The organism is Pacificibacter sp. AS14, assembly GCF_038899935.1.
In the GTDB taxonomy this organism is placed as follows: Bacteria; Pseudomonadota; Alphaproteobacteria; order Rhodobacterales; family Rhodobacteraceae; genus Celeribacter.
In genome coordinates this window covers 121732-142922 of the sequence record NZ_JBBMQI010000001.1, presented here as the reverse complement: position 1 = coordinate 142922, position 21191 = coordinate 121732, and the positions used below count along the sequence as shown (strand labels likewise).

The window sequence follows — 21191 nt, the reverse complement described above, 5'->3', positions numbered from 1 at the left end:
ACTTGTGCGCCCTGATCGTCATGCTTCGTCGTTTTATGGTCCGAAAAACCTAACATTGTCACAAAACTCACAAACCCTATTGCTAGAATCGTGAATAGGTGAGAAAGGGCCTCTTTGGCGGTGTCATTTCGAACCGCATTCCCTTTCAAATGTGAGATAAAACGATGACGGACAAAGCTCCTTTCGCTTTGGGCTGGGAAGAGTGGGCAAAACTACCTGCGCTTGGTCTGCCCGCACTCAAGGTTAAAGTTGACACTGGCGCGCGCACCTCTGCGCTGCATGCCTTCGACATTGAACCTTTTGGTCCTACAAACGCCCCTATGGTGCGGTTTAGCATCCATCCTGTACCCGGGCGCGAAGACATCGTCATCGCCTGCTCTGCCAAAGTGGTGGATCGTCGCGAAGTCACATCGTCCAACGGCGAAACCGAGCTGCGTTATGTGATCACCACCAATATTTCCATAGGAGATCGCACATGGCCAGTTGAAATCACCCTGACCAATCGCATCAATATGGCGTATCGTATGCTGTTGGGCCGCCAAGCCATTGCTGACGACATGATTGTCACCCCGTCTGAAAGCTTTTGCCAACCCGAGCTTAACGACAGCGCTTACTTTTCTGCGGCCATCCGCACCTCAAGCGCGCCGCGCGCCCTGCGCATTGCCGTGCTCTCACGCGAACCCGACAGCTATTCCACCCGACGTCTTGTGACCGAGGGCGAAGAGCGCGGGCATGTGATCGAGGTTATCGACACCACACGCTGTTACATGGCGATCAACGCGATGGCGCCGGAAATTTATTACGACGGCAAACGCCTGCCGCGCTATGATGCTGTGATCCCGCGCGTTGGCGCCTCGATCACGTCTTATGGCTGTGCTGTGATTCGTCAGTTCGAAACCATTGGCACCTATTGCCTGAATTCCGCCGATGGCATCGCCAAATCGCGTGACAAACTGCATGCGCACCAAGTTTTGGCGCGTCATGGTATCGATATGCCGACCACAGCTTTTGCCGCTTCTCCGAAAGACACAGACAATCTGATCGATTTGGCGGGTCAAGCGCCGTTGATCGTTAAATTGCTTGAAAGCACCCAAGGGCGTGGCGTTGTGCTGGCCGAGACCAAGAAAGCCGCGCAATCTGTGATTTCGGCATTCCGCGGCCTCAAAGCCAACTTCTTGGTGCAGCATTTCGTCAAAGAAGCTTCAGGCGTCGATATCCGCTGTGTTGTTGTCGATGGCAAAGTGGTGGCCGCGATCAAACGCAGCTCAAGCGGCGGTGATTTCCGCTCGAACCTGCATTTGGGCGGCACAGCTACAGCCGTGCGCATCACCAAAGCCGAACGCGATGCCGCCGTAAGATCCGCCAAAGCCTTTGGTCTGCGCATGGCAGGCGTGGATCTGTTGCGTGCCGATGATGGCCCGAAAGTGCTAGAGGTCAATTCCTCGCCCGGTTTGGAAGGCGCAGAAAGAACCACCGCGAAAAACATCGCGGGTCTGTTGTATGACACCATCGAAAAACGTGTCCGCCCAATGCCAGCGCGCAAAGGTTCCAGCAAAAAATCTACCAGCTAACAGCCCAAAGCTCCGCGCCGTTACAGCCCTTCGACTGTGCGGCGCGGCACAAATTCGGTCACGTTCAAAGCAATCAGCCCTTCAGTGACAAAGGGATCGCGTGCTAGAAATTCTGTCAAAACCTCAAGATCCGGCGCGGTCGCCAAAATAGCCCCGCCAGTGCGCGGCACCTTCGGCCCCGAGGCCAAAAAGAATCCACGATCATAGCCCTCGTCAACAAAAGCCAGATGCGCTTGCATATGCGGTTCAACCAGCGCCAAATCGACTTTATATTCGATATCGACGTGGAACAGGTTTTGATCTGCGGCGAGAATAGACATGGCAATGGACCTTTTTGTGCTCAGTTGCCCAATCAATAGCCTCACAAACACAAAAGACCAAGCCGAGGTCTGGACCTTGCCCCAGCTAAACCCTATATCTTTGGTCAAGTTTACACGAGGACAGACATGACCAATTCAGACGCTCCCGTCGAAGGCACTCCGCTGATTAAGCCTTCCAACACGGAACACCAGCTTCACGAAGCCATCGTGGAAGCCTGCCGATCCGTCTATGACCCTGAAATTCCTGTGAACATCTACGATCTTGGGTTGATCTACACCATCGAGATCAATGAAGAGAACGAAGTGCATATTATCATGTCGTTGACCGCGCCGGGCTGTCCTGTTGCGGGCGAAATGCCGGGTTGGGTCGCAGATGCGATTGAACCGCTGCCTGGCGTCAAACAAGTTGACGTCGATCTGGCGTGGGAACCGCCTTGGGGCATGGAAATGATGTCCGATGAAGCGCGTCTCGAGCTCGGCTTTATGTAAGCACTCACGCCTTTGTGCTACGGTTCAAAACGGTCCTTCGGGGCCGTTTTTCTTTTGGTTTTGTGATATTTTTGGCCACGCGATTTGCCCCAAAACAGTGCGCAGCCTAAAGAGGCTGCATATCCACAATCGCAACCTAATTAGGGTGCGAAACACAAAACGCAGCCCAATTAGGTTGCATATTGACAAACGCAGCCTATATTGGCTGCATCATGACAGATAAAACACGCAAAATAGCCGTTCTCACCGGCGATATCGTCGGCTCCACCGCGCTGGGCCCCGAAAAACTTGAGCGCGCCTTTAATGCCCTCAAAGACTGCGCCGAGACGCAAGCCGAGTGGATGGGGGAATCTCTCCACTTCACCCGCCACCGTGGCGATGGCTGGCAAGTGGCGCTGGCCGAGCCGAAATACGCGCTGCGATCTGCTTTGATGTTTAGGGCAGCGCTGCGATCTGAGGGCAGTGAGTTTGATAGCTATATTGGGATTGCTGAGGGAGATATAACTGGCCCTCTGGAATCCAATCTCAACGACCAAACTGACGGTGTTTTCACCAAATCTGGACAAATGCTCGAATGGATCAAAGTTGAAGCCCCGCAGCTCGAACTCACACTCGGGCATGCAAGCGCTGGAGCAACCTCTGCTTGCGCGGTGCTGCTTGGGCAAATGTCACAAGATTGGACACCGGCACAAGCGGCACCACTGATCCGCATGCTGCATCCAACAGACACACCGACCTATACTGAGATTGCGAAAGCTCTGGGAAAGTCACGCCAAACTGTGGCGAAAGCGCTTGATAGTGCTGGTTTTAGATCAATTTATTCAGCTCTAATTGATATCGAAAGCAACAAGTCACATGTTTGAAACCCTAAGCGCCCTCTTCTTCGCCCATGTTCTCGCCGATTTTGTGTTTCAAACCACCAAGATGGCGCAGAGCAAGGATCGCTTTGCCACCCTTCTCGTCCATACGCTTGCGGTGTACTTGTGCGCCGTGGTCGCTTTGGGGTCTGTCGCGTGGCAGGTCGCTGTGCTTGCGGGGGTTCATTTGGCGATCGATGCGCTGAAAGCCATCTGGGTCAAAACCCGCGATGATGACGGGATCAATCCCTACTTACTTGATCAGCTCGCACATCTCATCACGCTCGGTATGATGGCCGCTTTTGCCCCGATGCTTTGGGAAAACGGCGCTTGGACCAAAGATTTGGCTGCTGGCGGCCTTTTGGACATCAGCACTTGGGCACCAAAAGCAATGCTGCTGACGGCAGGCATTTTATACACCACGCGTGCGGGCGGTTTTGCGGTGGGCAAATTGATGGAGCCATTCGGAAAAGGCGCTCCCAAGAAATCCCTGCCTAAAGGCGGGCAGATGATTGGTCTGCTGGAACGGGGTCTCATATTTTTGATGTTTCTGGCCGGACAGCCCGCAGGCATCGGATTTTTGATCGCTGCGAAATCGGTTTTGCGCTTTGATGCGGCATCTAAAAACGAGAAAGCCGAATATGTGATCATCGGCACGCTGGCCTCGTTCAGCTGGGCGATTGCTATCGCAATCTTAACACTTGCGATCAACAATGGATTAAACGGTGATCCGCTTCTTGAGATCATGGCCACAAAGCCTTAAGTTAGGGGAAAGGAGAACGCACATGTTCGGTATTCCAGGCAAACAAGCTGTCAGCATCACGCCCAAAGCGGCAGCGCAAATCGCAAAACTGATGGAGAAAGATGGCTCCAAAGGCTTGCGCATTGGCGTGAAAAAAGGCGGCTGCGCGGGCATGGAATACACCATGGACTACGTGAACGAAATCGATCCGCTGGACGAAGTGGTCGAACAAGACGGCGGCCGCGTGATGATCGCGCCCATGGCGCAGATGTTCTTGTTTGGCACTGAAATCGATTACGAAGTGTCCTTGCTGGAATCTGGCTTTAAGTTTCGCAATCCCAATGTGGTTGACGCTTGTGGTTGCGGCGAAAGTATCAAATTTGATGAAAGCCTGTCCGCGCAAAGCGGAGCGTAAATGCCTGCCCCCGCTGAACTTATTGCCCATGCGCGTGGTCTTTTTGTAGATATAGGCGACATTACAGTCGGTGGGTTGCTTGGCGGCAGTGCTTTGTATGTTGAGGGTGATGTGATGTTTGCCTGCATCATCGGTGGTACTCTTTAGCGGCTTTGGATGATGCAGATATTGCTTGCTATTGGGGCAAAAAAGCTTTGGCTGCGCTTTAAAACCATTCGCAGGCGACCACAAGCTTTGCTATACACTTGACGACGCCCTCAACGCTGCAATGATGCACAAAACGCATTTGAGGAGAACCCGACATGGCACGCAAACTGGCAGCAGGCAATTGGAAGATGAACGGCGTGACCGCCAATTTGGCCGAGGCTGCGGCGCTGGCCAAAGAGTTCGTAGCTTCAAGCGTCGATATTTTGCTTTGCCCCCCAGCCACACTGATCACGCCCATGGCCCAGATCCTCAAGGACAGCCCCATCGCAACAGGTGCACAAGATTGCCATTCCAATGAAAGTGGCGCGCACACGGGCGATATTTCTGCGGCGCAACTGGCGGATGCAGGTGCGACCTATGTGATCACCGGCCATTCTGAGCGCCGTGCCGATCACAGCGAAAGCGACGCCGATGTGCGTTCAAAAACCGAAGCGGTCTGTGCAGCTGGCCTCACTGCCATTGTTTGTGTTGGCGAAACGCTGGGTCAGCGCGAAGCGGGTGATGCGCTTAAAGTGGTCCACGGGCAGCTTTTGCGGTCCCTGCCCGATGAAATCGATGCCACAAAATTGGTGATCGCCTATGAACCCGTTTGGGCTATCGGCACGGGCAAAGTGCCAACTCTTGCCGAGATCGCAGAAATTCATGCCGATATGCGCGCCACATTGACCGAGCGGTTTGGCGACATCGCCGCCGACCTGCCGCTGCTTTATGGCGGCTCGGTGAAACCCAGCAATGCGGCCGATATTTTTGCAGTGGCAGATGTAGACGGCGCATTGGTTGGCGGTGCGTCTTTAAAGGCTGCTGATTTTGCGGGGATTATCTCTGCGTTAGAGGCCTCTTAAGCAGCAACACATTGCACAAACAAAACGCCGTCCAAGTGATTTGGGCGGCGTTTTGCCTTTGCGAACCTTAAGTGACGTCGCGGGTCACGTCATGATCATAAAGCCAGCCGAACTTATCCACCAAAGCGCGCGGGGCAAGCTTGCCGCCTGTGCGCAGCAGCATATGAGCGGCCATACGTTTGGGGCCGCGCAGGTGATAATTGCGTGCATTGGCCGTGGCGGCATCAATCGCGCGCACCACACGCGCACGGCGGCGCAATTGATAAGCCGGAAGCGCCTGATCAAGAGGCATATTGGCCAAACAATCGGCCAAAACCCACGCGTCTTCTAAGGCAAGATTTGCGCCTTGGGCCAAAAACGGCAATGTCGGATGAGCAGCATCGCCAATCAACGCGGTGCGGGTACCATACCAGTTTTGCGCCACGGGATGGCGGAACAAGCCCCAGCGCGACACCTCGGTCACCCGCTCTAATAAACTGGTCACACCAGCACAGAACGCACTGAAATGTTCTCTCAACTGAATCGGGTCGCCCTCAAGATGCCAGCCTTCGTCGCTCCACTCTTCGCGCTCTTCAACGGCAACAATATTGATCAAAGACCCGCCACGTAACGGATAACACACCACATGTTTGCCCGCAGCCACATGGATCATCGCAATTTGATCTTCGCCGCCCGCAGCAGGCACCGTGGCGCGCCAAGCCGTTTGTCCGGTGAAAAAGGGCGCGGCATCACCATTCAACGTCTTGCGAAGGCGCGACTGCAACCCATCGGCGCCCACGACAAAATCATGAACGACCTGTTTGCCGCCTTCAAAGTGCACGGTCACAGCGCCCCCATCATCAACAACCGTCTCGACCGTATGTGACAGCTTAATTTGAACGCCGGCGTCTTGCGCGCATCTCAACAACACATCAATCAGGTCAGCGCGGTGCACCAACAAAAAATCCGCATCTGGCTTGAGACGTTCAAAATCCATATGCAACACAGTGCGCCCAGAATACCCATCGACCAACAACACGCCAGTCGATCGCATCGCCGCCAAGCCGGCATCCAATCCAAGCGCCGACAAGACAGCCACGCCATTTGGCGACAGTTGCAGCCCTGCCCCCACTTCCGCGATCTCAGATGTGCGTTCATAGACTGTCACACGCGCACCGCGCAGCGCGAGGGCCCGAGCAGCGGTCAGCCCCGCCACGCCTGCGCCCAAAATTGCGATATCTTGTCCGATCAACATATGAAGTCCTCATGCAAAGCCAGCGCAAAGAAAAACACCGAAGCGATTGCTTCGGTGTTTGACATAAATTCGAATACAGGTCACCTGCGCGCAATGCCGCGCAACGCGCCCCACCGCACACATCACATAACCAGATCAGTCGTCGCGATGTACTTTTTCGCGACGCTCGTGACGCTCTTGCGCCTCAAGGCTCATGGTTGCAATCGGGCGTGCATCAAGACGTTTGAGAGAAATCGGTTCGCCCGTCTCTTCGCAATAGCCAAACTCGTCAGATTCAATGCGACGCAAAGCGGCATCGATTTTGGTGACGAGCTTACGCTGACGATCCCGTGTGCGCAATTCAAGGGCGCGGTCGGTTTCTTCAGACGCACGGTCTGCGATGTCTGGAATGCTACGGGTTCCGTCTTGCAAACCTTCAAGCGTGTTGCGGCTTTCATCAAGCAGCTCAGCTTTCCAATTCTGAAGTTTGCGGCGGAAATATGCGAGCTGACGCTCGTTCATAAAGGGTTCGTCCACCGATGGACGGTAATCGTCGGGCATGGCTAATTCGGCCGTCATATTGCTCACCTCATTGTCGCCGGCAGCATAAGTGCTATCACTTTTGACTGGTCGGCACATCCAATTGCCGCTCATTTACCTGCTTTGAAAGCGGATGTCACTAGGAGATCTACTGCGAGTTGTACCTTTGTGATCCACTGCTATGATTGCGATGAAAATTCGTTAGATCGGGGCTCTTTAGCTATGAAATTCTCATCAACTGACACCTACATCGCGCCAAAGGATCTTACGGTCGCTGTGAACGCGGCCATCACGCTGGAGCGCCCTCTTTTGGTGAAGGGCGAACCGGGGACAGGAAAGACGGAGTTGGCACGCCAAGTGGCTGCGAGCATGGGGTTGCAGATGATCGAGTGGAACATCAAATCCACCACCCGCGCTCAACAAGGTCTTTATGAATATGATGCTGTGTCACGGTTGCGAGACAGTCAGCTCGGCGATCCAAAAGTCGAAGATGTGAGCAACTACATCAAAAAAGGCAAGCTTTGGCAGGCCTTTGAGGCGGATAAAAAAGTGGTCTTGCTGATTGACGAAATCGACAAAGCTGACATCGAGTTTCCCAACGATTTGCTGCAAGAACTTGATAAGATGGAGTTTCACGTCTACGAGACGGGTGAAACTATACGGGCGCGTCATCGCCCTGTGATCATCATCACCTCGAACAACGAAAAAGAACTGCCCGATGCGTTTTTGCGGCGCTGTTTTTTTCATTACATCCGTTTTCCGGACATGGATGTGATGCGTCAAATCGTCGATGTCCATTTTCCGAACCTGAAAGACCGTCTTTTGACCACGGCTTTGACACAGTTCTTTACCATAAGAGAGACTCAAGGGCTCAAAAAGAAGCCCTCGACATCGGAAGTATTGGATTGGCTTAAATTGCTATTGGCTGAAGATTTGACACCAGAAGACCTTGCGATGGACAGTGCAAACGCGTTGCCCAAGCTGCATGGTGCATTGCTAAAGAACGAACAAGACGTGGCACTTTTTGAACGTTTGGCCTTTTTAGATCGCAAAGGACGTCGCTGATATGGTCATCACTATTCGACCACTAGCGCCTGCAGATAAAGAGGCATGGAAGCCGCTTTGGCAGGCCTATTTGACGTTCTATGAATCCGCCGTTCTTGACGAAGTGACCAATGTCACCTTCAAGCGCCTCACCGATTCCGCGCGCACAGAACGCGCCGCCTTTGTGGCTGTCCTAAACGATGAAATAATCGGTTTTGTCCATTATATCACCCATGCCCACAATTGGCGGTTGGAAGATGTGATTTACTTGCAAGACCTGTACGTGACGGAAAGCGCACGTGGTAAAGGCGCAGCACGGGATTTGATCAACCGTGTTTATCTTACCGCTGATGAAAATGCGACACCATCGGTGTACTGGATGACGCAGGAGAGCAACCACACGGCCCGCAAGCTGTACGACCAAGTTGCCAATTTAACCCCATTTGTGAAATACCAAAGGCCATCCTAGTGTTTAAATCAGTTCCCTTACACAATCCCTTATCCGTCGCTTGCACCACATCCGGACGCCGCGCATTGCGGCTGGGGGTTGCAGCTGTGGCTATGGGCCTTTTGGTCGGATGTGGCGCGCCGGAACTGCGAACGACACAGCGTGGCACGGCACGCGCACCGTCTGTCTTACTTGATTTGCCACCAATGAAACTTTTTTCATCGTTGCGGCCCGCCACAATCACCCGCTCGAACACCTCTATTGCGCGTGACTTTATGGCGCTGAGTTTCCAACTTGAAAATGGCACCGAGCTGTCACAGTTCACACGATTTGATGGGCCGATCACCCTGCGCGTGACGGGGACCGCGATCCCTGCCTCTTTGGGGCCAGATCTGGAACTGTTGATCGCGCGACTGCGCAGTGAGGCCGGCATTGACATCACCCGCGTTGCCCCCAATGAGGACGCCAATATCACCATTGAAACCCTGCCCCATGCAGAGTTGCGCCAGCGTATTCCAAATGCGGCTTGTATTGTCGCGCCGAATATTTCCAGCTGGGATGCCTACCGTCATGCGGGCCGCGCTGATTTGAGCTGGACCAACGTCACCAAACGCGAAAAGTTGTCGATTTTCATCCCCAATGATGAAGCGCCGCAAGAAATTCGCGACTGCCTGCACGAAGAATTGGCCCAAGCCCTGGGACCGCTCAACGATTTGTATAGCCTGACCGACAGTGTCTATAATGATGACAATATTCATTCGATTTTGACTGAATTTGACATGCTGATTTTGCAGGCAACCTATAATCCAGCCTTGCGCAATGGCATGTCGCGCGCCGAGGTGGCACAGCGACTGCCAGCTATTTTGAGCCAAATGAATCCCGCCGGAAATCGTGTCAGCACAGCGCCCTATTCACCGACGCCGCGCGCTTGGATCAACGATGTTGAAGCAGCAATGGGCGCACAGCCATCGTCGGATGCGCGCCGTGCTGCCGCAACCCGTGCTGTAAACTTTGCACTTTCCCAAAACTGGAATGACTCTCGCACCGGCTTTTCACTGTTCTTGCTTGGCCGTTTGTCTGTTGGGGTTGATCGCGACCTCGCACGGGCGGCATTGTCAGACGCCTACGCCATTTATGCGGCACGCAGCGACACCGCCTATCATGGCGCACATGTCGCGTTGCAACTCTCGGCCATAGCGTTGCTTGATAGTGACTTTAATGAGGCTCTGCGCCTTACCAACACCGCGATCCCAGTTGCGCGCACAGCAGGCAATGCAACTTTGCTCGCCTCGTTGATGTTGACCAAAGCCGAAGCCCTGACTGCCCTTGGTCGCGCGTCTGAAGCGCGACTGGTTCGTCTCGACAGTCTGGGCTGGGCACGATATGGATTTGGCTCAGACGAACAGGTCCATGCGCGATCCAGCGAAATCGCCAGTCTTGCGCGGCATTAAAGCGGATCTGTTTAGCAAAAACAGCCCAAAGGGTGACGCGGTCTGCGCGCGCTTTGGCAGATGAAGGACACTAGAACTATGATCGTCATTCTATTGGCTATTGTCGGCGCAACACTTGGGTGGCGTATAGCTGCTAAACGCGACGGAAACCGTTTGGACAAACTGCAATATGCGGCCGCTTTGATGTTGGGATTTTCTGTGATCGGTCTTTTTATAACTCTGTTCATCGACATCTTGATCTAAAAGTAATGACTGCGCGGCTCGTCCAAATACCACTTCAGACCGCGCGCCCAGCCCCTTTTACATGAGGGACATTTGATGTTTTTACCCTTTTTCCAGACCCTGCGCGACCACCACGTGCCTGTATCCTTGCGCGAATATCTTGCGTTTTTGGAGGCTATGTCTGTGAAGCTCGCACAGTATGACATCGAAGAGTTTTATTTCCTTGCCCGCACCATCATGGTCAAAGACGAGCGCAACATCGATAAGTTTGACCAAGCCTTTTCAAAGTCCTTTCAAGGCCTTGAGAACATCTCTTCAGAGCAAGTCATCGATGCCATTGATCTGCCCGAAGACTGGCTGCGCAAAGAAATTGAAAAACACCTGAGCGCCGAAGAGCGTGCCGAGATCGCAGCCTTGGGCGGGTTTGACGCGCTGATGAAAACGCTCAAGAAACGTCTAGAAGAACAAAAGGGCCGACATCAAGGTGGCTCTAAATGGGTTGGCACCGGCGGCACATCGCCCTTTGGCGCATACGGCTACAACCCCGAAGGCGTGCGCATAGGCCAAGATCAATCGCGCCACCGCAAGGCTGTAAAAGTTTGGGACAAACGGGATTTCAAAAACCTCGATGACACCGCGCAGCTGGGGACGCGTAACATCAAAATTGCGATGAAGCGCCTGCGCTCTTGGGCCAGAGATGGCGCTCATGATGAGTTGGATCTGGATGGCACCATCCGCGCAACAGCAAAAAGCGGTTATCTTGATGTGAAAACGCGGCCTGAGCGGCGCAATGCTGTCAAAGTCTTGATGTTTTTCGATGTCGGCGGCTCGATGGACGATCATATCAAGGTGGTAGAAGAGCTGTTTTCTGCTGCGCGCAGCGAGTTCAAGCACCTTGAATACTATTATTTCCACAATTGCCTGTATGAAGGCGTTTGGCGCGATAATATCCGCCGTTGGAATGGGCAAACCCCGACCCAAGATGTCTTCAACACCTACGGCAAAGACTACAAGGTGATCTTTGTGGGCGATGCGTCGATGTCCCCTTATGAGATTGCGATGCGGGGCGGTGCCAACGAGCATTACAACGACGAGAGTGGCGAAGTCTGGCTGTCCCGCGCCCGCGCGCACTGGCCCGATCACCTTTGGCTTAACCCTGTGCCCCAAGATCATTGGCGCTACACCCATTCTATCAGCATGATCCAAGAAATTTTCGATGACCGTATGGTGCCTATGACGCTTGACGGACTGACAAAGGGCATGAAACTGTTGGGCTCGTAAAAAACGCCCCAGCTGCGACAGAAAATCGCTTTCCCTTCGTATAATATCCAACAAAACGCCTGAAAAGGATCGCGTCATACCACAATTTTTCAAACGTCTTTGGCAAAACGCGCCAATCGCCACGATTGTATTGGTCATATCTTTGGCTGCCGCCGGCGCATTCGCGGCGCGCTCAGTGGCGCTTTGGGCCTACTGGAATGATCCACAACATCGCGCCCAAGCGATAGAGCCCTGGATGACCCCAAAATATATCGCGCACTCTTGGGGTGTGCCGCCTCACGTTGTTTTGGATAGTTTGGGCGACTTCGAACGCCGCAAAAAAGGCCCTATGAGCTTAGACCAAATCGCCAAATCGCAGAAAATTTCGGTCAACGCGCTGATCACATCTGTTGATGACGCCGTCCATAGTTTCAGCAGGACGCGCCCTGCTCCGCCGCCGCCTTCACCGCACGGCCCTGCGCCAAAGGATGGATTATGACGGATAGTATTTTCGCGCTGATCACGACCTATGGTTATATCGGCGTTTTCATTTGCACCTTTTTTTCATGCTTGTTCGTGCCTGTGCCCACGTCTTTGATGATGTTAGCGGGCGGCGCTTTGGCGGCCTCTGGCGACATTTCGGTCCCACTTTTGTTGGTGTCCGCCTTTTTGGGCGCGATTATGGGCGACCAAACAGGCTATTTCTTAGGGCGTAAATTCGGACGCCGCACCTTGACGCGATTGGCGCGATCCCCAGCCCGCGCCCGTGTCATTGCCCGCGCCGAAAAAACCGTAGACCAGCGTGGCGGGTATGGCGTGTTTTTCTCGACATGGTTGGTCGCGCCTCTTGGGCCATATGTGAATGTGGTCGCAGGTGCCGCCGGCTTGCCATGGCTGCGGTTTACCATCGCAGATATTTTGGGCGAGGCTATTTGGGTCAATCTGTACATCTGGCTGGGCTTTGCTTTTGCTGGCAGTTTGACGCTTGTGGCTGAACTTGTGGGAGATGTCATGGGCTTGATCGCAGCATTGGTCATCGCGGCGGGTGCAGGTCTTTGGATCACCCAAGTTTTACGCGCGCAACGTGCCGCAGAGAAGGCCCGCGAAACGGAGCAGTCGCAAGAAACAGCCCCTGACCCCTTTGCCAAACAGTCCGAGAGCACCATATAAGTCATATGCTAAAGTTCTTACCCATCCTTTTGGCGCTGGTTTACGGCTACGTCATGTATCGCATGTCTGCGGGGCGCTCTGCGCGAGAATTGAACGCGAAATCCGCAGAACTGGCTGACGCGACCCTGCGGGATCAGTTTATGCGACTGGCTCACGCGCTTGATCTGCCGCGTGTGCAGGTGTTTTTATACGATATAGACCCAGTGAATGGCTTGGCCGCCCCCGATGGCAAGGTCTACATCACCCGTGGGTTTTATCAAAAATTCCGCTCTGGCGACGTGACGGCCGAAGAAATGGCATCTGTTGTGGCACACGAGCTGGGCCATGTCGCTTTGGGGCATTCCAAACGACGGATGATTGATTTTTCAGGCCAAAACGCTTTGCGCACGGCGCTGGCCATGGGCCTGCGGTTCGTGCCACTCATAGGCCCCTTCGCGATCTATATTGCCTCAGCCATGACCAGCATGCTGGCCGCCAAACTGTCGCGCCGCGATGAATTTGAAGCAGACGCCTATGCTTCGGCCCTGTTGCATAAATCAGGTATAGGCACTGCGGCGCAGAAGTCTTTGTTTTTAAAATTGAATACGCTCACGGGTGCCCACGGCGCCAAAACGCCTGCATGGTTCATGAGCCACCCGCAGGTGGAAGAACGGATCAAAGCGATTGAGGTGAACGAGACAAAGTGGCAGGTTTGATGTTGGCCGAACTAGAACTGCGGCAAATCTTGGAGCAATGACAGTTCATTTCCAACAAATCGCTGCATATCTTCAGGCAACCTACTAAGAACAGGTGTATCATACCCAGTCCATGGTTGGAAAAACTCTTCCAGCCATGGCAAAATTACCATCTGAAGTCCAGAATGAATAACAAATTTTGTAGGTTTCTTTAAGTTCAAGCTATTCAAGATCGACACATTGGCAATAACCAAGTCACTACCATGAGTACTTCGAACACTCTTCGAAGTACCGTAAGCTATTCTACAGAAGTATGTTTTCGTTTCTGGATCTTGGGCAACGCCGCATACTAGAAGCGGCCTCGGATTAGTTGCCCAAGTTTCTTTCGGTGATGTTTCAGGAAAAAAACCAGTTACGACATCGTAAAGTTCCGGTCGATTTGTTTCCCAACTCGCCATAAACTAAAGTAGCCTCAAGCGTCTGCAGTAGGTTCAGAAATAGTCACTAGTTTGCCGCTACCAATTCCAAATCTATTGTTCAGCTTTTCGCGCCACTCCGTAATTTTTTTGATAGATACTATATCGAAATCTCCGTCGGCCTCTGGCGAAAAAGATATTTTATCTTCAGAAACGGTTTTTTTTAGTCTCTGTGCCATTCTATTCTCCATCAGTTTCTAACTACGATATGAGCATACATCTCAATACATCAATGATTCTGACGTCAATGTGACCATAAGTAGTTCTTTAGTCTTGATGGACAGTTAACGGTTCGGTGCGCAAATCTGTTCCATAAACAACGACTATATCCGAAAAAGCCAGACTGCAAACTTTTTATTAATATCAGCCTAACCTAGCATCTTCCCCAAACGCGGCAGGCGTGCCTTTTTCATCAGTTTACGCATGTCCCATGGCTGGCCAGACAGACGCTCGGCTGTCAGGCGGACTTGTTCGCAGGCATCCCCGACCAGATCGGGGTGATGCGAGGCGAGTTCCCATAGGAACCCATCAGGATCGCGGCGCTCAAGCCCCTCTTCACGCAGGGTGTTTTGCGGAAAATCTGAAGCATTCATCGTGACGATTTCGTCGGCGTGACCGGCAATGGCAGCGGCCAACACGTGGATGTCGTTCTCGTCGGGCAAATACAGCCGCGCTTGCAATCCGGCGTGGGGTTTAATCGATGCGTTTGGCCAAGCGGCCTTGATCAGTGCCACTTCGGCGCGGGCTTGTGCCTCGCCTGTGGGGCCGATTTTGCGGGCAGCTCTGGCCCATTCTTCTAAAATACGCTCAGACCATAATGGGGTAAAGAGCCCCTTGGCGGCCACGTTCAATAGAACCTCACGCATAACTGTGGGATAGAGAACGCAGGCATCAAGGAGCACTTTTTTCATGTATTTGAATCCCTTAAGACATCATGCGGTAGAATAGACCTTTAAGGTATCCGCTTTCCGCAAGCTGCGGCATCAAGGGATGATCTGCACCGGCAAAGCCTGTGTGAATGAGCTGCGCAGAGCGTGTTGCGCGGCCAATGCCACGGTTACACGAATTGCGGAACCGTTCTAAATCAGCGGCGTGCGAACACGAACACAGACCCAGATATCCACCATCCACAACCAATGCTGCAGCCATTTTCGCCACGCGTTCATAAGCCCGCAGACCTTTTTCAAGCGCAGGTTTCGAGGGCGCAAAGGCGGGTGGATCACAGATCACCACGTCGAATTTTTCACCCTCGGCCAGCAAAGCAGCCATGGTGTCAAAAGCGTCGCCTTTGCGGGTGCTGAATTTGTCAGACACGCCCATAGCAGCAGCCCCTTGTGCGGCCAATTCAAGCGCAGGGGCAGAACTGTCAACACAGACAACAGATTCTGCGCCAGCGGCCAAAGCCGCCAAGCCGAACCCACCAACATGGGAGAACACATCCAAAACGCGTTTGCCTTTAACAAGGTTTTGCGCGAAGGCATGGTTGTCACGTTGATCAAAGAACAAACCGGTTTTTTGACCGCCCATAAGGTCAGCCATATAAGTGGCACCGTTCATGGACACAGGAATCACGCCGTCAACGGCGCCTTCGATCACTTCAAGTTTTTCGTCCAAACCTTCCAAAGTGCGCGCGCGACCAGAGCCGTTCATCACGATGGTCGTGGCACCGGTGACGGATTTCAAAGCAGCCACCAGAGGTGCGAGCAAAGTATCAGCCCAAGCCGCATTCGGTTGGATCACCAAAGTATCGCCGAAACGATCCACGATGACGCCTGGAAGACCATCGGATTCAGCGTGGATCAAGCGATAAAACGGTTCAGGATACAGCATCTCGCGGTGCTGTAGGGCATGTTTGACGCGCGGGGTAAACCAAGCCTCGTCAATCGCCATGTCAGGGTCACGATCCAACACCCGCGCAAAAATGCGGCTGTTTGGATTAACGCCAACAAGGGCCAAAAAGTTACGCTCCGCATCCTCAAGCCGCGCAATTGCGCCGGGTGTGAGGTTTTTCGTGCGGCGGTCGACAACCAGCTCATTATCAAACACCCAAGGACTGCCGTGGCGAATCGCGCGGGCATTGGCTTTTGGGTTGAGACGAATGGTGGGTAATGATTCAGAAGGGTGCGTCATGCACCCCTCTTACTTAGGTTTTGCGTCCCATGAAAGGGGGATCAGAAGGTGTATGGCTGTTGCAGCTCAGTTGAGATCACTTCAGCCAGTCTTTCAACGATCCGAACCTTTTGCGTCACGCCAGCTTTTTCGGCATTGACTGCAGCGATACCGCCCAAAGCTTTAAAGGTTGCATCTACAAAATGCAGCGGCACGACTGTAGCGCCGGTTTGCGCGTCACGGACGGTCATGGCAAAAATAATTTCGTGTTCGCCACCAAAGGTGTAACGCACTTTTTCAGTTTGTGCGTGAAACTGCACCAATTGCACATCCAAAACGACCTCTTGTGCGCCATCAAAGGACTGCACGCCAGCCGCTAGACCAGTTTCCAGAACAGCTTGGACTTGCTCGTAACGATTGCCATAGGAATCGCCGCGCCACACGATGTCAGCGTTTGGTTTGTAAGTATTGGCTTCTGACACTGTCAAGGATTTTGGAACCGAAACATTGATATCAACTACTTTAAAGTCCGGTTGAATGTAAATTGGCTCAGGTGAAAACTGAGCCCCAGCAAGCGGCGCATCAATTGGTAATGCGCGCGATGCGGTTTCAACAGTTGTACAGGCAGCTGTACTGGCGATCAGGCCAACTGCTGCTATCATTTTTACGATTTTTGTTACGTTTTTCATTGCTCTGCCTCCGGGGTTATCCCCATTAATTCTGGACTAACCATGATGGCGAATTGGGGCAAAAATGAGAAAATCCCGCAACATTTTGCGGGATTTTTCTAGATTTATTAAAAATTCTTAACGCGTGTTTAGCCGTAGCGAAACCAATCGAGCCCTTGGAGACCCAATCAAATAGCCGCGCTTTGTGATGTAGATGTCGCACCGAATGTAAATTGGCGACGAACCCATTTGGACACGACAGAAATCATATCACGTGCAGCTTCAGCACGAAGTTGACGAGCACGAAATTCAATTGCAGTGATGTCGAGGTGTGATAATTGTGCGTTTGTCATTGGACTTTTCCTTCTGGTCTTATTCTGTTTTAACGACTGGCTTGTTTGCTAAAGGCCTTAATCGTATTGCTTGAGTTATGTTTACGCTGCTCCCTCTCAGACCACCACTACCCTTTGCGAAACCCCGCCATGCACTCGCTGCATTGCGGCATAAAGAACTGGTAAACGCTTCGGGCATTCCTAACTGACAGTTTGGCGGAATCATGACTGTGGGCCTTCGCCGCTCAAAGAACATGCATCTGCTTCGCACAGGACATATTTGGGGAATTGTTCTGGACAATTATGCACCTCGGAAGTACGTTAGCGCTAACATAATTTGGTTTAGCGCTAACGCAATGTATATATCTCGAACAAACACACTGAAAGCGCTACTCTTTTTTCAAATTGACAGCAAAGGCCCGCACGAATGACACTCAATGCACAGATCAAAGCCGTCACAGACCGTATTGTAGAACGCTCTCGCCCGACTCGCGACGCTTACTTAGAGCGGATGACTGCAGCAGCAGACGCAGGGCCCGTGCGCGCACACTTAACCTGTGGCAATCAAGCCCACGCCTATGCGGCCATGGGGCAAGACAAAGACGCGCTTGTAGCAGAGCGCTCAGCCAACCTCGGGATCATAACGGCGTACAATGATATGTTGTCTGCGCATAAACCCTACGAGCATTACCCAGACATCATCCGCGATGCGGCCCGCTCAGTCGGGGCAACCGCACAAGTTGCAGGCGGTGTACCCGCCATGTGTGACGGCGTCACTCAAGGCCAGCCGGGAATGGAACTGTCTCTATTCTCACGCGATGTGATCGCACTATCGGCAAGCGTGGGCTTATCGCATAATTGTTTTGACGCGGCCGTTTTCTTTGGGATTTGCGACAAAATCGTGCCTGGTTTGGTGATGGCTGCAGCCACATACGGTCACATCCCATCTGTGTTTGTTCCAGCAGGTCCGATGACTTCAGGCATTCCGAACGATGAAAAAGCCAAAGTGCGCCAGCAATTTGCAACGGGCGAAATTGGCCGTGAAGAATTGATGAAAGCTGAGATGGCCTCTTACCACGGCTCCGGCACTTGTACGTTCTACGGCACAGCCAATACAAATCAGATGCTCATGGAAATCATGGGCCTGCACCTGCCTGGCGCGTCCTTTGTCAATCCAGGCACCGAGCTGCGCGATGCTTTGACGACAGCGGCGGCCAAGCGCGCCCTTGAAATCACCAACTTGGGCAATGATTTCAGACCGACATCGCAAATTTTGGATGAGAAAGCCTTTGTGAATGGGCTTGTTGGACTGATGGCAACCGGCGGCTCAACCAACCTTGTGTTGCACTTGCCTGCAATGGCGCGTGCCGCAGGTATCATTCTGGATCTACAAGATTTTTCAGACTTATCCGAAGCAGTGCCTTTGATGGCAAAGGTTTATCCGAATGGCTTGGCAGATGTGAACCACTTCCACGCGGCTGGTGGACTTGGCTATATGATTGGGCAGTTGCTTGAAAATGGCTTGCTGCATGAAGACGTTAAAACCATCGCGGGTGACGGGCTGTCTTTGTACACCAAAGATCCGAAGATTAAAGATGGTACATTGGTGTTTGAAGATGGATCAAAGGACACGCTAAACGATCGCATATTGCGCCCAGTGTCCGATGCTTTTCAGAAAACCGGCGGTCTAAAAGAACTCAAAGGCAACATCGGGCGCGGCGTGATGAAAGTCTCGGCTGTGGCTCCTGAACGCCGCATCGTTGAAGCAAAAGTGCGCATTTTCCACGATCAACGCGATGTGAAACCCGCCTTTAACAATGGCGAATTTACCGAAGACACAGTGGTCGTTGTGCGTTTCCAAGGGCCACGCGCCAATGGCATGCCTGAATTGCACTCTTTGACTCCAACCCTGTCGATCCTGCAAGATCGCGGCCTGAAAGTGGCGCTGGTCACCGATGGCCGTATGTCAGGTGCCTCCGGCAAAGTGCCTGCTTGTATCCATGTCTCTCCCGAGGCTGCAAACGGTGGGCCAATCGCAAAGCTGCGTGATGGTGATTTGGTCCGTGTGGATGCCGTTGCGGGCACTTTGGAAGTGCTCGAATCTGATTTTGATGAACGTGAGGCAGTGCAAATCGACCTTTCAGCCAATAGCGTCGGCATGGGCCGTGAGTTATTTGAAGTGTTCCGTCAAAACGCTGGCAACGCCACCGAAGGGGCTGCAACAATTCTATAGGACCAACCGAAAGCGAAGATCCAATTTTTAAGCTGCAATAAGCCGTCCATATTCATATGGACGGTTTTTTATGCGAGATTTTGGTGTTAAGCCATGCCCAAGCTGGCTGAACAAGCGACTGTCACTTGACCTGAGCGTGACAATAGGCTTGTTAGGGCTAACACCCCTATTTTGCGGCATAAGGAGCCCTAACATGACCCCACAAGAGGCCAGCATTCTGTGCGCAGAGATTTGCGCGCTTGCCCCCGTCGTCCCCGTTCTCGTTGTCAATGACGTTGCCCATGCGCGCCCATTGGCCGAAGCGCTCGTCGCAGGCGGCCTGCCAGCTCTCGAAGTGACTTTGCGCACACCTTGCGCTCTCGATGTCATTAAAGAAATGTCGAAAGTCGAAGGCGGTACAGTTGGCGCTGGGACACTTTTGACCGCACAAGACGTGGCGAATGCAAAGGCAGCAGGCGCAAAATTCGGCGTGTCACCAGGGGCCACAGATCGTCTTATGGATGCCTGCGAAGCACAAGACATGCCGCTATTAGCTGGCACAGCTTCATCCTCTGATGTGATGCGTTTGTTAGAACGCGGCTACACGGTAGCTAAGTTCTTCCCTGCAGAAACCAACGGCGGCGCCCCTGCGCTTAAAGCCATTGGCGCGCCCTTGCCGCAAATGAAATTCTGTCCAACCGGCGGCATTTCTGTGAAAACGGCCCACCAGTATCTGTCGTTGCCTAACGCACTTTGCGTTGGCGGCTCATGGGTTGCACCAAATGATTTGGTGAACAAAGGCGACTGGAAAGCAATTGAGGAGCTGGCGCGCGAGGCAGCTGCACTGTCCCGCTAACGCCCACCACTAAAAGATATGACATGCGCCGCGGGTCAAGCCGATCTGCGGCCTATACCAGACGCAGCCGATCCAATTTTTGTCGTTGCATTTAACCTTGGCGCGCTGAATCCTGTTGCATAAGCCATGCTTGCTGCGTGCTGTACTGACAGCGCGCCGGATCGCATCGCGTCAACCCGGCGCTCAGTCCCCCCGACGTGTCCCCCATTGTGGACGACATCGAATTTCGCCCATAGCGTTGCTGAGCGTGTACCTGAACGACAGTAGGCTACAATCGGTTTTGGACATGCAAAGACATGCTGATCAAACGCCGCTTGATCTTGCTCTGTTGCCCCATGCTCATCGATGGGTAGGTAAATCGCCTTTAAACCAAGTCGCTTTGCCTCAACAGCAACAACGTCAAATGCAACTTGATCAGTGCTTTCGTTATCAGGTCGATTGCAAATAAGTGTTTTATAGCCAGCTTTGGCCAATTCATGGACTGTGTTCACTTCCACTTGATTGGAAATCGCGAACATTCCGTTAAGTCTTCTGATACGCATGTAAAGCTCCATTTCCAAAAACGGTGTTGGTCCGCCTTGGCAAAGGTTGTCTGGTAAAATCTCAGGGTGTATTGAATGCCCCAAGTTCACGATATTCTCGGCCTTTTTGTTCTAATACTCGAAATATTGCTGAAACTACTTACGAATTTGTTACCTAACTTCAGTCATAAAACGCGAAATTTAGCCAAATTATCACAGCTCGCGCCAATCATGCCGTCCATAAGGGGGCGGCACTTATAAGCCACGCCGCGCCCGAGATCCGCCGCGCCGCCCACTTGGGCCGATCAAGCTGCCCAAACCTTCACGCAAAACCAAGGTCATCGGATGCTGGTCCGCAGCCCCTTGCTCATACAGTCCAATAAGCCGCCGGATCGCAATATCTGGCCGCAGGTCTGGTCCAATCTTGATCGCCCAATCCATGAATATGGAACGAGCTTCCTGGATCGTGATATTATCAATACGGTAGGATTCACGGATCAAGCCGCCTGGATCAAGCGCTTCATCGTAATCAAGTGTTTCACGGCGCGCCAT

The 21191-nt window shown here is 52.8% G+C and carries 27 protein-coding genes; 16 read left to right on the top strand and 11 right to left on the bottom strand.

Translation table 11 applies throughout. The features are described from left to right. Window positions 1-164: 164 nt before the first annotated feature. Window positions 165-1571, top strand: a complete 1407-nt coding sequence (gene rimK / locus WNY38_RS00750) for a 30S ribosomal protein S6--L-glutamate ligase (RefSeq protein ID WP_342855405.1) — start codon at window positions 165-167, stop codon at window positions 1569-1571. 20 nt (window positions 1572-1591) lie between these two features. Here the strand turns inward: rimK and WNY38_RS00745 are convergent, their stop codons facing one another. Beyond that, on the bottom strand, window positions 1592-1891 hold the full coding sequence (locus tag WNY38_RS00745; protein WP_342855404.1) for a YciI family protein: 300 nt from the start codon (window positions 1889-1891) through the stop codon (window positions 1592-1594). A gap of 126 nt (window positions 1892-2017) precedes the next feature. On the opposite strand from WNY38_RS00745, the gene WNY38_RS00740 reads away from it, so the two are divergent. The 6 genes from WNY38_RS00740 to tpiA all read left to right on the top strand — a co-directional run bounded on the left by WNY38_RS00740 (window position 2018) and on the right by tpiA (window position 5443). After that, the gene (locus WNY38_RS00740; RefSeq protein ID WP_342855403.1) at window positions 2018-2380 is read left to right on the top strand and encodes an SUF system Fe-S cluster assembly protein; all 363 of its coding nucleotides are present in this window, start codon (window positions 2018-2020) and stop codon (window positions 2378-2380) included. A 212-nt stretch (window positions 2381-2592) separates the two neighbouring features. After that, window positions 2593-3243 (top strand): hypothetical protein, encoded by a 651-nt coding sequence (locus WNY38_RS00735; protein ID WP_342855402.1) that lies wholly within the window; start codon window positions 2593-2595, stop codon window positions 3241-3243. Then, a complete protein-coding gene (locus tag WNY38_RS00730; protein ID WP_342855401.1) occupies window positions 3236-4000 on the top strand; it encodes a DUF3307 domain-containing protein in 765 nt (254 codons plus the stop codon). The genes WNY38_RS00735 and WNY38_RS00730 overlap by 8 nt, the downstream gene beginning before the upstream one ends. A 22-nt stretch (window positions 4001-4022) precedes the next feature. Next, window positions 4023-4394 (top strand): iron-sulfur cluster assembly accessory protein, encoded by a 372-nt coding sequence (locus tag WNY38_RS00725; RefSeq protein ID WP_342855400.1) that lies wholly within the window; start codon window positions 4023-4025, stop codon window positions 4392-4394. Continuing rightward, on the top strand, window positions 4395-4541 hold the full coding sequence (locus WNY38_RS00720; protein WP_342855399.1) for a hypothetical protein: 147 nt from the start codon (window positions 4395-4397) through the stop codon (window positions 4539-4541). It abuts the gene before it with no gap. A 155-nt stretch (window positions 4542-4696) separates the two neighbouring features. Next, window positions 4697-5443 (top strand): triose-phosphate isomerase, encoded by a 747-nt coding sequence (tpiA, locus tag WNY38_RS00715; protein WP_342855398.1) that lies wholly within the window; start codon window positions 4697-4699, stop codon window positions 5441-5443. A 67-nt stretch (window positions 5444-5510) separates the two neighbouring features. Here the strand turns inward: tpiA and WNY38_RS00710 are convergent, their stop codons facing one another. Together WNY38_RS00710 and dksA are read right to left on the bottom strand one after the other, a co-directional pair. Continuing rightward, on the bottom strand, window positions 5511-6677 hold the full coding sequence (locus WNY38_RS00710; protein WP_342855397.1) for an FAD-dependent oxidoreductase: 1167 nt from the start codon (window positions 6675-6677) through the stop codon (window positions 5511-5513). 135 nt (window positions 6678-6812) lie between these two features. Continuing rightward, window positions 6813-7235 carry an RNA polymerase-binding protein DksA gene (gene dksA, locus WNY38_RS00705; protein WP_342855396.1) on the bottom strand — a complete coding sequence of 141 codons (423 nt, stop codon included), beginning with the start codon at window positions 7233-7235 and terminating at the stop codon, window positions 6813-6815. Window positions 7236-7418: 183 nt separating this feature from the next. Here dksA and WNY38_RS00700 point away from each other — a divergent pair, with 183 nt between their 5' ends. From WNY38_RS00700 to WNY38_RS00670, 7 genes are all read left to right on the top strand, one after another. After that, window positions 7419-8261: a MoxR family ATPase gene (locus tag WNY38_RS00700; RefSeq protein WP_342855395.1), complete on the top strand. Its 843-nt coding sequence runs from the start codon at window positions 7419-7421 to the stop codon at window positions 8259-8261. A 1-nt stretch (window position 8262) separates the two neighbouring features. Next, window positions 8263-8709, top strand: coding sequence for a GNAT family N-acetyltransferase (locus tag WNY38_RS00695; RefSeq protein WP_342855394.1), 447 nt, complete (start codon window positions 8263-8265; stop codon window positions 8707-8709). Continuing rightward, window positions 8709-10139, top strand: coding sequence for a DUF2927 domain-containing protein (locus WNY38_RS00690; protein ID WP_342855393.1), 1431 nt, complete (start codon window positions 8709-8711; stop codon window positions 10137-10139). The genes WNY38_RS00695 and WNY38_RS00690 overlap by 1 nt, the downstream gene beginning before the upstream one ends. Before the next feature lie 78 nt (window positions 10140-10217). Further along, window positions 10218-10382, top strand: a complete 165-nt coding sequence (locus WNY38_RS00685; RefSeq protein ID WP_342855392.1) for an apolipoprotein acyltransferase — start codon at window positions 10218-10220, stop codon at window positions 10380-10382. A gap of 75 nt (window positions 10383-10457) precedes the next feature. Beyond that, window positions 10458-11642, top strand: coding sequence for a VWA domain-containing protein (locus tag WNY38_RS00680; protein WP_342855391.1), 1185 nt, complete (start codon window positions 10458-10460; stop codon window positions 11640-11642). Between the two features lie 474 nt (window positions 11643-12116). After that, the gene (locus tag WNY38_RS00675; RefSeq protein WP_342855390.1) at window positions 12117-12791 is read left to right on the top strand and encodes a DedA family protein; all 675 of its coding nucleotides are present in this window, start codon (window positions 12117-12119) and stop codon (window positions 12789-12791) included. 5 nt (window positions 12792-12796) lie between these two features. Further along, on the top strand, window positions 12797-13486 hold the full coding sequence (locus WNY38_RS00670) for a M48 family metallopeptidase (RefSeq protein ID WP_342855389.1): 690 nt from the start codon (window positions 12797-12799) through the stop codon (window positions 13484-13486). A gap of 11 nt (window positions 13487-13497) precedes the next feature. Here WNY38_RS00670 and WNY38_RS00665 read toward each other — a convergent pair whose 3' ends face one another. The 6 genes from WNY38_RS00665 to WNY38_RS00640 form a co-directional block, all read right to left on the bottom strand. After that, window positions 13498-13923, bottom strand: coding sequence for a hypothetical protein (locus tag WNY38_RS00665; protein WP_342855388.1), 426 nt, complete (start codon window positions 13921-13923; stop codon window positions 13498-13500). A gap of 14 nt (window positions 13924-13937) precedes the next feature. Continuing rightward, entirely contained in the window at window positions 13938-14120 is a 183-nt protein-coding gene (locus tag WNY38_RS00660) for a hypothetical protein (RefSeq protein ID WP_342855387.1), read from the bottom strand. A gap of 189 nt (window positions 14121-14309) precedes the next feature. After that, on the bottom strand, window positions 14310-14852 hold the full coding sequence (locus WNY38_RS00655) for a PIN domain-containing protein (protein WP_342855386.1): 543 nt from the start codon (window positions 14850-14852) through the stop codon (window positions 14310-14312). A 13-nt stretch (window positions 14853-14865) separates the two neighbouring features. Next, the gene (locus WNY38_RS00650) at window positions 14866-16071 is read right to left on the bottom strand and encodes a class I SAM-dependent rRNA methyltransferase (protein ID WP_342855385.1); all 1206 of its coding nucleotides are present in this window, start codon (window positions 16069-16071) and stop codon (window positions 14866-14868) included. A gap of 41 nt (window positions 16072-16112) precedes the next feature. Then, window positions 16113-16739: a DUF6778 family protein gene (locus WNY38_RS00645; protein WP_342855384.1), complete on the bottom strand. Its 627-nt coding sequence runs from the start codon at window positions 16737-16739 to the stop codon at window positions 16113-16115. A gap of 167 nt (window positions 16740-16906) precedes the next feature. Then, a complete protein-coding gene (locus WNY38_RS00640; RefSeq protein WP_342855383.1) occupies window positions 16907-17071 on the bottom strand; it encodes a hypothetical protein in 165 nt (54 codons plus the stop codon). A 406-nt stretch (window positions 17072-17477) separates the two neighbouring features. On the opposite strand from WNY38_RS00640, the gene edd reads away from it, so the two are divergent. Next, a complete protein-coding gene (edd, locus tag WNY38_RS00635) occupies window positions 17478-19283 on the top strand; it encodes a phosphogluconate dehydratase (RefSeq protein ID WP_342855382.1) in 1806 nt (601 codons plus the stop codon). A 193-nt stretch (window positions 19284-19476) separates the two neighbouring features. Then, entirely contained in the window at window positions 19477-20118 is a 642-nt protein-coding gene (gene eda, locus WNY38_RS00630) for a bifunctional 4-hydroxy-2-oxoglutarate aldolase/2-dehydro-3-deoxy-phosphogluconate aldolase (RefSeq protein WP_342855381.1), read from the top strand. A gap of 35 nt (window positions 20119-20153) precedes the next feature. On the opposite strand, the gene WNY38_RS00625 is transcribed toward eda, so the two are convergent. Next, window positions 20154-20660: a sulfur transferase domain-containing protein gene (locus WNY38_RS00625; RefSeq protein ID WP_342855380.1), complete on the bottom strand. Its 507-nt coding sequence runs from the start codon at window positions 20658-20660 to the stop codon at window positions 20154-20156. A gap of 234 nt (window positions 20661-20894) precedes the next feature. After that, entirely contained in the window at window positions 20895-21191 is a 297-nt protein-coding gene (locus WNY38_RS00620) for a hypothetical protein (RefSeq protein WP_342855379.1), read from the bottom strand.

Bases quoted from the DNA above. Each gene is read 5' to 3' on its own strand.
- rimK (WP_342855405.1), top strand. From the start codon at position 165: ATGACGGACAAAGCTCCTTTCGCTTTGGGCTGGGAAGAGTGGGCAAAA.
- WNY38_RS00745 (WP_342855404.1), bottom strand. From the start codon at position 1,891: ATGTCTATTCTCGCCGCAGATCAAAACCTGTTCCACGTCGATATCGAA.
- WNY38_RS00740 (WP_342855403.1), top strand. From the start codon at position 2,018: ATGACCAATTCAGACGCTCCCGTCGAAGGCACTCCGCTGATTAAGCCT.
- WNY38_RS00735 (WP_342855402.1), top strand. From the start codon at position 2,593: ATGACAGATAAAACACGCAAAATAGCCGTTCTCACCGGCGATATCGTC.
- WNY38_RS00730 (WP_342855401.1), top strand. From the start codon at position 3,236: ATGTTTGAAACCCTAAGCGCCCTCTTCTTCGCCCATGTTCTCGCCGAT.
- WNY38_RS00725 (WP_342855400.1), top strand. From the start codon at position 4,023: ATGTTCGGTATTCCAGGCAAACAAGCTGTCAGCATCACGCCCAAAGCG.
- WNY38_RS00720 (WP_342855399.1), top strand. From the start codon at position 4,395: ATGCCTGCCCCCGCTGAACTTATTGCCCATGCGCGTGGTCTTTTTGTA.
- tpiA (WP_342855398.1), top strand. From the start codon at position 4,697: ATGGCACGCAAACTGGCAGCAGGCAATTGGAAGATGAACGGCGTGACC.
- WNY38_RS00710 (WP_342855397.1), bottom strand. From the start codon at position 6,677: ATGTTGATCGGACAAGATATCGCAATTTTGGGCGCAGGCGTGGCGGGG.
- dksA (WP_342855396.1), bottom strand. From the start codon at position 7,235: ATGACGGCCGAATTAGCCATGCCCGACGATTACCGTCCATCGGTGGAC.
- WNY38_RS00700 (WP_342855395.1), top strand. From the start codon at position 7,419: ATGAAATTCTCATCAACTGACACCTACATCGCGCCAAAGGATCTTACG.
- WNY38_RS00695 (WP_342855394.1), top strand. From the start codon at position 8,263: ATGGTCATCACTATTCGACCACTAGCGCCTGCAGATAAAGAGGCATGG.
- WNY38_RS00685 (WP_342855392.1), top strand. From the start codon at position 10,218: ATGATCGTCATTCTATTGGCTATTGTCGGCGCAACACTTGGGTGGCGT.
- WNY38_RS00680 (WP_342855391.1), top strand. From the start codon at position 10,458: ATGTTTTTACCCTTTTTCCAGACCCTGCGCGACCACCACGTGCCTGTA.
- WNY38_RS00675 (WP_342855390.1), top strand. From the start codon at position 12,117: ATGACGGATAGTATTTTCGCGCTGATCACGACCTATGGTTATATCGGC.
- WNY38_RS00670 (WP_342855389.1), top strand. From the start codon at position 12,797: ATGCTAAAGTTCTTACCCATCCTTTTGGCGCTGGTTTACGGCTACGTC.
- WNY38_RS00665 (WP_342855388.1), bottom strand. From the start codon at position 13,923: ATGGCGAGTTGGGAAACAAATCGACCGGAACTTTACGATGTCGTAACT.
- WNY38_RS00660 (WP_342855387.1), bottom strand. From the start codon at position 14,120: ATGGCACAGAGACTAAAAAAAACCGTTTCTGAAGATAAAATATCTTTT.
- WNY38_RS00655 (WP_342855386.1), bottom strand. From the start codon at position 14,852: ATGAAAAAAGTGCTCCTTGATGCCTGCGTTCTCTATCCCACAGTTATG.
- WNY38_RS00650 (WP_342855385.1), bottom strand. From the start codon at position 16,071: ATGACGCACCCTTCTGAATCATTACCCACCATTCGTCTCAACCCAAAA.
- WNY38_RS00645 (WP_342855384.1), bottom strand. From the start codon at position 16,739: ATGAAAAACGTAACAAAAATCGTAAAAATGATAGCAGCAGTTGGCCTG.
- WNY38_RS00640 (WP_342855383.1), bottom strand. From the start codon at position 17,071: ATGACAAACGCACAATTATCACACCTCGACATCACTGCAATTGAATTT.
- edd (WP_342855382.1), top strand. From the start codon at position 17,478: ATGACACTCAATGCACAGATCAAAGCCGTCACAGACCGTATTGTAGAA.
- eda (WP_342855381.1), top strand. From the start codon at position 19,477: ATGACCCCACAAGAGGCCAGCATTCTGTGCGCAGAGATTTGCGCGCTT.
- WNY38_RS00625 (WP_342855380.1), bottom strand. From the start codon at position 20,660: ATGCGTATCAGAAGACTTAACGGAATGTTCGCGATTTCCAATCAAGTG.
- WNY38_RS00620 (WP_342855379.1), bottom strand. From the start codon at position 21,191: ATGGCGCGCCGTGAAACACTTGATTACGATGAAGCGCTTGATCCAGGC.